This is a genomic window from Enterobacter cloacae complex sp. 2021EL-01169, from assembly GCF_020733125.1.
GTDB classification, from domain to species: Bacteria; Pseudomonadota; Gammaproteobacteria; order Enterobacterales; family Enterobacteriaceae; genus Enterobacter; species Enterobacter roggenkampii.
In genome coordinates this window covers 259,314-270,730 of the sequence record NZ_JAJFTC010000004.1, presented here as the reverse complement: position 1 = coordinate 270,730, position 11,417 = coordinate 259,314, and the positions used below count along the sequence as shown (strand labels likewise).

At 55.6% G+C, this 11,417-nt stretch carries 14 protein-coding genes; 10 read left to right on the top strand and 4 right to left on the bottom strand.

Features of this window, described 5'->3' with window-relative positions:
- Positions 1 to 94, bottom strand: a 94-nt coding sequence (locus tag LLF79_RS14355; RefSeq protein ID WP_223174913.1) for a hypothetical protein, incomplete at its 3' end; no start/stop codon positions are given.
- A 438-nt stretch (positions 95 to 532) separates the two neighbouring features.
- On the opposite strand from LLF79_RS14355, the gene LLF79_RS14350 reads away from it, so the two are divergent.
- On the top strand, positions 533 to 943 hold the full coding sequence (locus LLF79_RS14350) for an SgcJ/EcaC family oxidoreductase (protein ID WP_021241204.1): 411 nt from the start codon (positions 533 to 535) through the stop codon (positions 941 to 943).
- Positions 944 to 986: 43 nt separating this feature from the next.
- Here LLF79_RS14350 and LLF79_RS14345 read toward each other — a convergent pair whose 3' ends face one another.
- Both LLF79_RS14345 and LLF79_RS14340 read right to left on the bottom strand, forming a co-directional pair.
- Complete coding sequence (locus tag LLF79_RS14345) at positions 987 to 1,442, bottom strand: hypothetical protein (protein ID WP_032651675.1); 456 nt, start codon at positions 1,440 to 1,442, stop codon at positions 987 to 989.
- Positions 1,443 to 1,840: 398 nt separating this feature from the next.
- On the bottom strand, positions 1,841 to 2,344 hold the full coding sequence (locus tag LLF79_RS14340; RefSeq protein WP_227879720.1) for a helix-turn-helix domain-containing protein: 504 nt from the start codon (positions 2,342 to 2,344) through the stop codon (positions 1,841 to 1,843).
- A gap of 61 nt (positions 2,345 to 2,405) precedes the next feature.
- Here LLF79_RS14340 and LLF79_RS14335 point away from each other — a divergent pair, with 61 nt between their 5' ends.
- On the top strand, positions 2,406 to 2,642 hold the full coding sequence (locus LLF79_RS14335; protein ID WP_021241201.1) for a tautomerase family protein: 237 nt from the start codon (positions 2,406 to 2,408) through the stop codon (positions 2,640 to 2,642).
- 64 nt (positions 2,643 to 2,706) lie between these two features.
- On the opposite strand, the gene LLF79_RS14330 is transcribed toward LLF79_RS14335, so the two are convergent.
- Positions 2,707 to 3,591 (bottom strand): LysR family transcriptional regulator, encoded by an 885-nt coding sequence (locus LLF79_RS14330; RefSeq protein ID WP_227879728.1) that lies wholly within the window; start codon positions 3,589 to 3,591, stop codon positions 2,707 to 2,709.
- Positions 3,592 to 3,705: 114 nt separating this feature from the next.
- On the opposite strand from LLF79_RS14330, the gene LLF79_RS14325 reads away from it, so the two are divergent.
- The 8 genes from LLF79_RS14325 to osmV all read left to right on the top strand — a co-directional run bounded on the left by LLF79_RS14325 (position 3,706) and on the right by osmV (position 11,381).
- Positions 3,706 to 4,833: an alpha/beta hydrolase gene (locus tag LLF79_RS14325; protein ID WP_059360334.1), complete on the top strand. Its 1,128-nt coding sequence runs from the start codon at positions 3,706 to 3,708 to the stop codon at positions 4,831 to 4,833.
- A gap of 49 nt (positions 4,834 to 4,882) precedes the next feature.
- Positions 4,883 to 6,067 (top strand): MFS transporter, encoded by a 1,185-nt coding sequence (locus LLF79_RS14320; protein WP_227879718.1) that lies wholly within the window; start codon positions 4,883 to 4,885, stop codon positions 6,065 to 6,067.
- An 84-nt stretch (positions 6,068 to 6,151) separates the two neighbouring features.
- On the top strand, positions 6,152 to 6,775 hold the full coding sequence (locus LLF79_RS14315; RefSeq protein WP_044596707.1) for a glutathione S-transferase family protein: 624 nt from the start codon (positions 6,152 to 6,154) through the stop codon (positions 6,773 to 6,775).
- A 159-nt stretch (positions 6,776 to 6,934) separates the two neighbouring features.
- Positions 6,935 to 7,672: a YoaK family protein gene (locus LLF79_RS14310; protein WP_070532734.1), complete on the top strand. Its 738-nt coding sequence runs from the start codon at positions 6,935 to 6,937 to the stop codon at positions 7,670 to 7,672.
- 276 nt (positions 7,673 to 7,948) lie between these two features.
- A complete protein-coding gene (gene osmY, locus LLF79_RS14305; protein ID WP_023327330.1) occupies positions 7,949 to 8,659 on the top strand; it encodes an osmoprotectant ABC transporter permease OsmY in 711 nt (236 codons plus the stop codon).
- Between the two features lie 18 nt (positions 8,660 to 8,677).
- The gene (gene osmX / locus LLF79_RS14300) at positions 8,678 to 9,577 is read left to right on the top strand and encodes an osmoprotectant ABC transporter substrate-binding protein OsmX (protein ID WP_008502442.1); all 900 of its coding nucleotides are present in this window, start codon (positions 8,678 to 8,680) and stop codon (positions 9,575 to 9,577) included.
- An 8-nt stretch (positions 9,578 to 9,585) separates the two neighbouring features.
- A complete protein-coding gene (gene osmW, locus LLF79_RS14295; protein ID WP_021241193.1) occupies positions 9,586 to 10,233 on the top strand; it encodes an osmoprotectant ABC transporter permease OsmW in 648 nt (215 codons plus the stop codon).
- Positions 10,233 to 11,381, top strand: a complete 1,149-nt coding sequence (gene osmV / locus LLF79_RS14290) for an osmoprotectant ABC transporter ATP-binding protein OsmV (RefSeq protein ID WP_008502444.1) — start codon at positions 10,233 to 10,235, stop codon at positions 11,379 to 11,381. The genes osmW and osmV overlap by 1 nt, the downstream gene beginning before the upstream one ends.
- Positions 11,382 to 11,417: the final 36 nt, after the last annotated feature.

The following is an 11,417-nucleotide window of genomic DNA, read 5'->3' as shown; positions in this document are numbered from 1 at the left end:
CTTTATTGTAGGTGGGCCAGTTGGTGATTTTGAACTTTTGCTTTGCCACGGAACGGTCTGCGTTGTCGGGAAGATGCGTGATCTGATCCTTCAACTCAGCAAAAGTTCGATTTATTCAACAAAGCCGCATACAGAGACAGGTGGGCCATAATCATGTTCTTCGGCATGTAGAGTAATAGCAATAAGGAGGATAAACAATGTAAGAAATCTCAACTTCTTTTTCCCCTGATAAATACTGTTTCGTCAAATGACTGTCTTCCGGGGAGTTATCGACTTTGTGCAAAAAATCTTTAGTTACCCAAGGAAGTTATTATCCTGCTGTAGGGACTGCTGACACAAAACCTGACAGATGAAGGTTTTAATGACTCGATATCAGTTTAGAAATCGCCCCGTTGAGCTCACCACCCATAGCAGGCGTAACCTTAAAACTATCCGCTTCTATGCTAAACCTTCCAACCACAAAACCTGGTAGCTATACAAACACGCCAGACTGTTAAGTTAATACGCTTTCCCCCTCTCTGAGAAAATACGCATGACCCCACACCCGCTACGCCAGATAATCGAATCCTGCGATCGCGCCATCACCACCAAAAACTATGACGCGCTGATGAAACACTACGCCGAAGATGCAGCTCTGGTGGTCAAGCCCGGAATGGTTGTTAAAGGCAAAGACAACATCCGCAGCGCGTTTGTTGCCATCTCGGATTATTTCCAGGACCAATTGATTGCGGAACAAGGAGAGATGCAGGTGATCGAAGGCGGTGACAATGCCCTCGTTATCATGGAAACCGTTCTGCGTTTTCCTGATGGTCAGGGTGGAATAACGGAAATGTCGCGCCGCGCGACCTATGTTTTTCGGCAGGAAAGCGACGGTCGCTGGCTTTGTACTATCGACAACTCCTACGGCACGTCGCTTCTGGATACCGGGAACCGATCGCGTTAATCACACTTTCAAAGGGGCGCTGCCGCCCCTCCACGCCAGCCCCTTAATGCGCAGTAATGCGCGGCTCCTTCACAAACTCAGCCAGCAGCCACACCATATCGTGCAGCAGGCCTGTCAGCTCCTTCACTACGTGAGCGGGCAGCGTTCCCCCCATAACGGCTTGCGTCAGCGCCAGAACATAGTCCACCTGCGTTAAGGTGTCCTGCCAGCAGTCGGGCACGCAGGAGTTGGTTTTCTCACCCATGATCAACTGTTCAATCAGGTATGGCGGAAGATCGGCATCGCAGAGTGCGCGCAGCCTGCGCAGAGCCTCAAGGAGACGCTCGCACAGCGCAGTACGGCTCGCGACATCATCGGTTTCGACCAGCACGCTCACCAGCGCGGCGCAGTTGTCGGCGACGTCAAAGAGATCGGCATCGGCCGGAAGCGGTCGGGAGATACGTTGCAGAATGACGTTTTCGTCAGACGGGAGATAAGTCAATGTTGGGATAGTCGCCATACAAGGCTTCCTTCTATATGGAGTTTATTTAACCACCCTTTGAGTTCCTACGCTCGGGGGGTAGCGCTGACAGAGGTAGGAATACCGCCCATATAGAAAACGGCCAGCCTTACGGCTGCTCCGTCAGCGCCACCGTTATTGTAACGAGATCGGCACTGCTGCGACATACGTAATGTCACTATATGGTTGACGGGTTCCTACGCCCGATTGCGGATGTGCCGCAACGCAGGCACTTTACGACCGCGCCCCGTAGAGGAAAAGACATAACGCTGAATTTCATAAGGTTACTTTGCGGTTTGCGAGGCGCCTTCCAGAATGACAACGCTGCCCTAAATTTTAAGGGTATCAATCACCGCTCTCGCTGGGCTTTGACTCCCGGCAGTCCTTCAACCGCAGCTTTAAGCGTCAGTATGGTCAGGCGCCTTGGGCATGGCGGCGGAGTATTGGCTGTCGTGAAACGTTAACCGAACGTTTTTAGGATCAACGAACTTACCGTCGACGGTAACATAGGCGCTATTCACCACTTCTCCACTTTCTTTGTCTGTTAAGGCAATATGTGGTGCGTCGTGCAGTATGTTTTTATGACCCCACTCCATCAAAGAGAAAAGAATCGGCGCAAGGCTGCGGCTTTTGGCGGTAAGAACATACTCATACCGTTCACGCGCCCCTTCTTCCTGATAAGGGATTTTGCAAAGCAGGCCGAGTTCAGTCATTTTTTTTAACCGGTTCGCCAGCGTCTGCCGGGTGATTTTTGTATGATCCCGTATCGTTTCAAAGCGTGTTACCCCATAAAACGCCTCTCTCAGAATCAACAAAACCCATTGATCGCCAAGAAGCTCAGCGGCCGCCGCTAACCCACAAAGCTCAGGTAATAAGTACGGTAATGATTTATTTTTTGACATCTCTTCGTTTGCCTCGTAACCTGAGTATGATTTAAAGACTCAGTTATTTAAGGAGAATACAATGCCCTTCGTAAATGTGCAAACCATTAAAGGAATGATGAATTCGGAGCAAAAAAAAGAACTGCTACGTCGTATGACTGACCTTATTGTTGAAATTGAGGGAAACGGCGATCCTGAATTCCGGCGTTCAGTATGGATCCGTATTGACGAGCATGAACCGGAACAGTGGAGTCTTGGGGGAATACAGCCCACATCTGAAATGATTGCTGCAAAATTTGCCTCACCACAGCGGTCCTGATTTATTTTTAGTCATAGCTCACCGGCGGGCAGTTTGAATGTCCGCTCTCGTGATGTTATGCGCCCTAAATTTTCAGCGTATCGATCACAGCCCTCAGGGCAGGCGACACGTTGCGGTGCGGATAATAGAGGTACAACCCGTCCATGCGCAGGCTATAGCGCTGCAACACCCGGATAAGCGTTCCGCGCTCCAGATCGTCAGCCACCAGCTCCACCGGGACATAGGCCAGCCCAAGCCCCAGCCGGGCGGCCTCGGCTTCCATGTAGCTGTCAGACAGCGCCCATTGCCCCTCTGGCCGATGGGTGATTTTTTTCCCGTCCTGCACCAGTTCCCACTGATAGTCACTACCGTCGGCAAACTGGTAAGCAATGCAGGGATGAGCCACTAAATCGGCTGGCGTCTGCGGAAAACCGTAGCGTCTGAAGTGTTCCGGGGCAGCCACCGCGGCCATTTCCATATCAGGCGTGATACGCACAGCAATCATTCCCTGCCCCACTTCCGGCCCCAGTCTGACACCCGCATCGAACCGCTCGGCGATAATGTCGACGAAGCGGCTTTCATTGATCAGTTCCAGCCTGATGTCCGGGTAACGCTGTTTAAAAATGGCGAGCTTTGGCAGCAGACATTTATCGATAGCGTGCTGGCTGGCATTAATACGCACCGTGCCGGACGGCGTCTGACGATAGTGTGCCAGGGTCGCCAGACCCGTATCGAGCGTATCGAATGCAGACTCGGCGGTCTGATAAAGCTGTTCCCCGGCATGGGTGAGCGAGAGGTTGCGCGTGGTGCGGACCAGAAGTTGAACGCCCAATCGCTCTTCCAGCTCGCGAACCGAGCGGCTGATCCCGGATTGCGCCAGCCCAAGCCGAAGCGCGGCCGCCGTGAAGCTCCCCTCCCGTACCACCTGCATGAACAGGTACAGCTCATTATAGTTTTCCCGTTTCGCCATCATCCCCACCCATTTATAACAATATGATATGAATCCTAGCAGCTTTCGCCCTCTAATCAGCACTATTTCTGCTAACTATAATGACCGCAACACAACAACCCAGGGTTCATTTCTATGAAAACATTTACCCAAAAACTGTCCGTTGCGATGCTGCTATGTGCATCATTAAGTGGAGTGACAACAATGAGTTATGCAGAAACCACCAACCCAAACGCGCCTGTTTCGATGGTGAGCACATGGGATAAAACCTTTGCCGAAAGTGACAAAGTCGATCACCGTAAGGTGTCCTTCCAGAACCGATACGGGATCACTTTGGTAGGCGATCTGTATCTTCCCAAAAACCGCGGCGACCGCAAGCTGGCGGCGATTGCGGTCAGCGGGCCATTTGGCGCGGTCAAAGAGCAGTCTAGCGGCCTGTATGCGCAAACCCTGGCAGAAAATGGGTTTGTAACCCTGGCGTTCGATCCGTCCTATACGGGCGAAAGCGGTGGCCAGCCGCGCAACGTAGCGTCTCCGGATATCAACACCGAAGACTTTAGCGCGGCGGTGGACTTCCTCGGGTTGCAGAAAGAGGTTGATCGTAACCGCATTGGTATTCTCGGCATCTGCGGCTGGGGCGGTATGGCGCTCAACGCAGCATCCATGGACACCCGCGTGAAGGCGGTCGCCACCAGCGTGATGTATGACATGAGCCGGGCGATGGGCCACGGCGTGGGCGACGGGAAAGATCGCTATTCAACGTCTGACCGCCGTGCCGTTCTGCAATATCTGAACGCACAGCGCTGGAAAGATGCTGAGAACGGTACCTTCGCGCACGGCGGCCATGACATTTATGTCGATGAGAACGGCAAGGTGACGGCAGCTGAACGTATTCTGCCGGAGGCGTTACCTGACAACCCGAATCCGGTACTCAAAGAATTCTTTGACTACTACCGTATGCCGCGCGGCTTCCATGCGCGCTCCGTCAACTCCACCGGCGCGTGGACCGCGACCACGCCATTATCATTTATGAATATGCCGCTGCTGAGCTACGGCAGGGAAATTACTATCCCAACGCTTATCGTAACCGGTGAAAAGGCACACTCCCGCTACTTTGCGGAAGATGCGTTTAAAGCGGTCGGCAGCAAGCAGAAGGAACTGGTGATTGTTCCGGGCGCAAACCATGTCGATCTCTACGACAACGTTGCCGGGAAGATCCCGTTCGGCCAGTTTGAGCAGTTTTTCAAAACCAACCTGAAATAAACCTCTACGCCACCCGCCCTATACGGGTGGCTCTTTGTGAAATCTGACTATGTCTACACTGAGCCGCACCACATCACAGAACACAGAGCATGCACACTGGAGTGGCGTTTTTGCCATGACCCTGTGCGTATTTGTCTTGATTGCCTCGGAATTTATGCCCGTCAGCCTGCTTACTCCCCTTGCCAGAGATTTGGGCGTTACGGAGGGTCTCGCTGGCCAGGGGATCGCGATTTCCGGCGCGCTGGCGGTGCTGACCAGCCTCTTCCTTTCCCGGCTTGCCGGGAATATAAACCGCAAACACCTTCTTCTGGGCATGACGCTCCTGATGGCGCTCTCGGGGATGATTATCGCTTTCGCCCCAAACTATCTGGTTTACATGACGGGCCGCGCGCTGATCGGTATCGCTATAGGCGGGTTCTGGTCCATGTCTGCCGCAACGGCCATTCGCCTTGTTCCGCCGCATAAGGTTGCGCGCGCGCTGGCCATTTTCAACGGCGGTAACGCGCTGGCAACGGTGGTGGCCGCCCCGCTTGGCAGCTATCTTGGGGCCACTATTGGCTGGCGCGGCGCATTTCTTTGTCTGGTGCCCGTGGCGATAGTCGCGTTCATCTGGCAGTGTTTAAGCCTGCCTGACATGAACGCGCGTAAAAACGGTACATCACGAGCAAGTGTTTTTCGGTTATTCCGCCAGCCTGCCGTTTCCGTTGGTCTGCTGGCCTGCGGCCTGTTCTTTATGGGGCAGTTTGCGCTGTTTACCTATCTGCGCCCGTTCCTTGAAACCGTCACCCGGGTGAGCGGAGCCGGGCTGTCGCTAATTTTGCTCACCATAGGCGTTGCAGGTTTTGTGGGCACCCTTTTCGTTGCCCTGGTGCTTAATGCCGCGTTTTACATAACGCTGATCGCGATCCCTCTACTGATGGCGGTCATCGCAGTCGCGTTGATTCTCGCCGGGCATAACGTGTGGATTGTGGCCCTGCTGTCAGGCCTATGGGGGATGCTGGCAACATCAGCGCCGACGGGGTGGTGGACGTGGATTGCTCGAACGCTGCCGAAGGATGCTGAAGCAGGCGGTGGACTGATGGTCGCGGTGATCCAGCTCGCCATTGCGCTCGGCTCAACGGCGGGCGGTATAGCCTTCGATCGTTATAGCTGGCAGAGCACGTTTGCATTGAGTGGCATAGTGCTCCTCTTTGCGGCAGCGCTAACGTTTCTGCTTTCGCGTCTTCACAAATAACGCGCCGGATGATTTTTTGACGCTTTTCTTCACCGATCGTGTATTGTTTTTAAACAATAACATCCTCTAAAGGACACCTGCGCAATGATCAGCATCCTCGGCAAAACCACCTCCATCAACGTTCGTAAAGTGCTCTGGACCTGCGAAGAAGCGGGCATCACTTATCAGCAGGAAGATTACGGCAGCGGTTTCGCCTCGACGGAAACGGATGCCTTTCGCGCCCTGAACCCCAACGCCATGGTGCCGGTGCTGATAGACGGTGATTTCGTGCTGTGGGAGTCCAATTCCATCTGCCGTTATCTGGCGCGCAAGGCCGAACGTCACGATCTGCTGCCCGCAGAACCGCAGGCCTGCGCCAACGTTGAGCGCTGGATGGACTGGCAGGCCACTGAATTTAACAACGCCTGGCGCTATGTCTTCCCGGCGCTGGGGCGTAAAAACCCGGACTTTAACGACCCTGAGCGCATTGCGGCGGGAATCAAAGAGTGGAACCACTGCATCACCATTCTGGAAAACCAGCTGCAGCGCACCGGGGCCTTTGCGGCGGGCGAGACGTTTACCCTCGCGGACGTGGTGCTTGGGCTGTCGGTGAATCGCTGGAAAATGACGCCGTTTGATAAGCCAGACGTGCCCGCCATTGAGGCCTGGTTCGAGCGACTTAACCAGCGTCCGGCATTTTTGCGTCACGGCAATAACGGCATGATATAAAACTTAATGCCTGAATGAATACCGCAACGAGGCTGTTTTATTTAATTACGAAACCCTGATTGTCGTCAGAGGGAATAATAATTAAGCCATATCCTGGACAGCCCGTTGCACCGCTTTGCTAGCCTGAATAGTCAGGCAAAGCTCAACCCGGAGGTATTCTTGCTGATTAAACTCAAGAAAGAACGAACGCATAAGGAGGATCGCCGGCTTGCTCTCTGGCTGGCGACCTCGGCAGGTTTGCTGAACGCCATCGCCCTCGGGGCATTTGGCTTTTTCCCCTCACACATGACCGGCAACACCTCACAGTTATCCAGCGAAGTTTCTTCTACCGATCTGAGCGATATGATTTTCTTCGGCTCGATAATTCTCTCTTTTGTGGCTGGCGCCATTATTGCGCGCACGATCGTGATATGGGGAATTATCCATAACGTCAGGCTGGTTTTTTGCCAGATCCTTTTTGTCGAGGGGATATTACTGACCGGCGTTTCCTTCTACGAAATGTATTTCCATGCGCTCACCAGCAATCGCGAGATTATTCTTTTTCTCTGCTTTCTGATGGGCATTCATAATTCCACCTCCACGCAGCTTTCCGGCGGACGGGTAAGATCGACGCACATTACCGGCACGCTGACGGACGCGGGGATTTCCCTGGCCTCCGTCATGGTGGCGATGCTGCGCAGGGATTACTCCAAAGATACGGCGGCGCAAAAAAGTCAGCTAAAAACCCACTTAACCACCCTGTTTTCGTTCATTACGGGCGGCATCGCGGGGCTGCTGCTGTTCCGATGGATTGGCTTTAACGCCATGCTGACGCTGGGGGTGATGCTTGCGGTTGTCGCCACCGTCTCAATAATCACCGTCTCGTCGCGGGTTCGACGGGTTCGTGCCCCTCTATGAAGGTAATGACCTGTAATCGGCGTAAGCGCCCTTTAAATGTGACACTGTCACATCTAAATATTCGCTTTAGGACTATTCTGCCCGCCCCACAATCAGGCCTTATGCCATAAGGCCTGACCTCAGGTTGCCACTAGTTTCATGGGGTTACTGATTTTGCCCCTTCGCTGGAACCCTTCCCAAACGCTTGCTATAGGTCAATTACCCCTGCCGAAACATGGCATAACAACAGGCAACCGGTGGTTGCTATAACGCATGCGCACAGGGAGACACACCGCAATGCACCCATTATTCAAACGTTCGCTGCTGTTTGTCGGCGCCATTATCGTGGTTCTCGCCCTCCTCGTCTGGGGGATCGGGCTGGAGACCCTCAGAGCGCGTCAGGTTGACCTGATCTATCTCGGGCAACAGCATATGATTCTGGTTTTCTCATCAATGTTCTTTGCCCTGCTGGTGGGTATTCCGGCCGGTATTCTGCTGAGCCGCCCGGCCGCGCGGGGTATCGCCGAATATGTGATGCAAATCTTCAACGTCGGCAACACGCTGCCGCCACTGGCCGTGCTGGCGCTGGCGATGGTGGTGATTGGTATTGGCGATACGCCGGCCATCATCGCCCTGTTCCTCGCCTCGCTGCTGCCGATCGTGCGCAACACCTATGCCGGGCTGTGCTCGGTCCCGCCGTCGCTGCTGGAAGCGGCAAACGGCATCGGGATGACCAAATGGCAGCGTCTGCGCCAGGTTGAGCTGCCTGCCGCCTGGCCGGTCATGCTCTCGGGGATCCGCATCGCCACCGCCATTAACGTCGGTACCGCACCGCTGGCGTTCCTGATCGGTGCCAGCAGCTACGGCGAGCTGATTTTCCCCGGCATTTACCTGAACGATTTTCCGACCCTGATCCTCGGCGCGGCGGCCACCGCCCTGTTCGCCCTGATCCTCGATACCCTGCTGGCGGCGCTGGGTCGCGTGATGAGTCCCCATCTCGCTCGATAACAATAACAAGGAGCTTTTATGAGACTGATATCCAGCCTGGCGGCGCTGTGTGCCGCGGCGCTGTTCACCGGCCAGACCATTGCGGCCCCGCTGATTCTGGCGACCAAGAGCTTTACCGAGCAGCACATTCTCTCGGCGATGACCGTGCAGTACCTTCAAAAGAAAGGCTTTCAGGTGCAGCCGCAAACCAATATCGCCACGGTGATCTCCCGCAACGCGATGATCAACAAGCAGATTGATATGACCTGGGAGTACACCGGCACGTCATTAATCATCTTTAACCATATCAACAAGCGCATGTCGCCCCAGGAGTCTTACGAGACGGTGAAACGTCTGGACGCGAAGCACGGTCTGGTCTGGCTCAAGCCCGCCGACATGAACAACACCTATGCGTTCGCCATGCAGCGCAAGCGCGCCGAGGCGGAACATATCAACACCATGTCGGAGATGGTGGCGAAGATTGAGCAGATCCGTAAAACCAACCCGGACAAAAACTGGCTGCTGGGCTTAGACCTGGAATTTGCCGGGCGCAGCGACGGCATGAAGCCGCTTCAGGCCGCCTATAAGATGGACCTGGACCGCCCGCAGATCCGCCAGATGGACCCCGGTCTGGTTTATAACGCGGTGCGCGACGGCTTCGTCGACGCCGGGCTGATTTATACCACCGACGGGCGCGTGAAGGGCTTCGATCTCAAGGTGCTGGAAGACGATAAAGGCTTCTTCCCGAGCTATGCGGTCACCCCGGTGGTGCGTAAGGACACGCTGGAGGCCAATCCGGGCCTGGAAGAGGCGCTCAACACCCTCTCGGCCCAGCTCAACAACGACGTTATCACCGAACTGAACAAGAAGGTGGATATCGACCATCAGTCACCGCAGCAGGTCGCCCGTGATTTCCTGCGTAGCAAACAGCTGCTGTAGGAGGCGCTATGGAGACGATTCACTACATTCTGGACAACTGGGACTACCTCTTAACCCTGACGCTGCAGCATCTGTGGCTGGTGGCGCTGGCCGTGGGCTTAGCCATTCTCATCGGCGTCCCGCTCGGCATTCTGATTGTTCGCCACAGGTGGCTGGCGACGCCGGTGCTGGGGATTGCCACCATCGTGCTGACCATTCCGTCCATTGCGCTGTTTGGCCTGATGATCCCGCTCTTTTCGCTGATCGGTCAGGGGATTGGCGCCCTGCCCGCGATCACGGCGGTGTTTCTCTACTCGCTGCTGCCGATTGTGCGTAACACCCATACGGCGCTCGACAGCCTGCCGCCGGGCCTGCGTGAAGCCGGGCGCGGCATCGGCATGACCTTCTGGCAGCGCCTGCGCTGGGTCGAAATTCCGATGGCGCTGCCGGTGATTTTCGGCGGGATCCGCACCGCCGTGGTGATGAACATCGGCGTGATGGCGATTGCCGCAGTGATCGGCGCGGGCGGTCTGGGCCTGCTGCTGCTCAACGGCATCGGCGGAAGCGATATTCGCATGCTGATTGCGGGTGCGCTGATGATTTGTCTTTTAGCGATTGTGCTCGACTGGCTGCTGCACCGTCTGCAGGTGGTTCTGACTCCGAAGGGGATTCGATAATGATAAAACTGGAAAACCTCACCAAACACTTTTCACAGAAGCACGGCCAGACCTTCAAGGCCGTCGACAACGTCAACCTGAACGTGCCCGAAGGGGAAATGTGCGTCCTGCTCGGCCCGTCCGGCTGCGGGAAGACCACCACCCTGAAGATGATTAACCGCCTCATTACGCCGAGCAGCGGGACGATCCTGATCAACGGCGAAGACACCAGCGGGATGGACACCGTCACCCTGCGCCGCAACATCGGCTACGTGATCCAGCAGATTGGCCTGTTCCCGAACATGACCATCGAAGAGAACATTACCGTCGTACCGCGCATGCTGGGCTGGGATAAAGCGCGCTGCAAAACCCGCGCCGAAGAGCTGATGGATATGGTGGCGCTGGATCCGCATAAGTTCCTGAATCGCTATCCGCGCGAGATGTCCGGCGGCCAGCAGCAGCGCATCGGCGTGATCCGCGCCCTGGCGGCAGATCCTCCGGTGCTGCTGATGGATGAGCCCTTCGGCGCGGTGGACCCGATTAACCGCGAGGTGATCCAGAACCAGTTCCTCGAGATGCAGCGCAAGCTGAAAAAAACCGTCATGCTGGTGAGCCACGATATCGATGAGGCCCTGAAGCTTGGCGACCGTATTGCGGTGTTCCGGCAGGGGAAAATCGTCCAGTGCGCCAGCCCGGACGAACTGCTGGCGAAACCGGCGAACGAGTTTGTCGGCTCGTTTGTCGGTCAGGACCGCACGCTGAAGCGCCTGCTGCTAGTCTCGGCGGGCGACGTCACCGACCAGCAGCCGACCATTACGGTGCGGGGTTCGACGCCGCTGCCAGAAGCCTTTGCCACCATGGATGATAACGATATTCGCGCGATTACCGTGGTTGACGAGCACGGCAAGCCGCTGGGCTTTGTGAAGCGTCGCGAAGCGCGTAACGCCAGCGGGACCTGCGCCGACATCCTGCATCCGTTCCGCATGACCGGCAAAGCCGAAGACAACCTGCGCGTGGTGCTGTCACGCCTGTATGAGAGCAACACCAGCTGGATGCCGATCGTGGATGAGGACGGGCGCTACAACGGCGAGATTTCTCAGGACTATATTGCCGAGTATCTCAGTTCAGGTCGTACGCGTCGGGCGTTGAATATACATAGCGAGAGCTAATCTTTCCGGCCGGGCATCGCCCGGCTTTTCCGCACG

Excerpts from the sequence above, each read along its gene's own strand:
- LLF79_RS14350 (WP_021241204.1), top strand. The coding sequence starts at position 533 with ATGACCCCACACCCGCTACGCCAGATAATCGAATCCTGCGATCGCGCC.
- LLF79_RS14330 (WP_227879728.1), bottom strand. The coding sequence starts at position 3,591 with ATGGCGAAACGGGAAAACTATAATGAGCTGTACCTGTTCATGCAGGTG.
- osmV (WP_008502444.1), top strand. The coding sequence starts at position 10,233 with ATGATAAAACTGGAAAACCTCACCAAACACTTTTCACAGAAGCACGGC.
- osmY (WP_023327330.1), top strand. The coding sequence starts at position 7,949 with ATGCACCCATTATTCAAACGTTCGCTGCTGTTTGTCGGCGCCATTATC.
- LLF79_RS14325 (WP_059360334.1), top strand. The coding sequence starts at position 3,706 with ATGAAAACATTTACCCAAAAACTGTCCGTTGCGATGCTGCTATGTGCA.
- LLF79_RS14320 (WP_227879718.1), top strand. The coding sequence starts at position 4,883 with ATGTCTACACTGAGCCGCACCACATCACAGAACACAGAGCATGCACAC.
- LLF79_RS14345 (WP_032651675.1), bottom strand. The coding sequence starts at position 1,442 with ATGGCGACTATCCCAACATTGACTTATCTCCCGTCTGACGAAAACGTC.
- LLF79_RS14335 (WP_021241201.1), top strand. The coding sequence starts at position 2,406 with ATGCCCTTCGTAAATGTGCAAACCATTAAAGGAATGATGAATTCGGAG.
- osmX (WP_008502442.1), top strand. The coding sequence starts at position 8,678 with ATGAGACTGATATCCAGCCTGGCGGCGCTGTGTGCCGCGGCGCTGTTC.
- LLF79_RS14340 (WP_227879720.1), bottom strand. The coding sequence starts at position 2,344 with ATGTCAAAAAATAAATCATTACCGTACTTATTACCTGAGCTTTGTGGG.
- osmW (WP_021241193.1), top strand. The coding sequence starts at position 9,586 with ATGGAGACGATTCACTACATTCTGGACAACTGGGACTACCTCTTAACC.
- LLF79_RS14315 (WP_044596707.1), top strand. The coding sequence starts at position 6,152 with ATGATCAGCATCCTCGGCAAAACCACCTCCATCAACGTTCGTAAAGTG.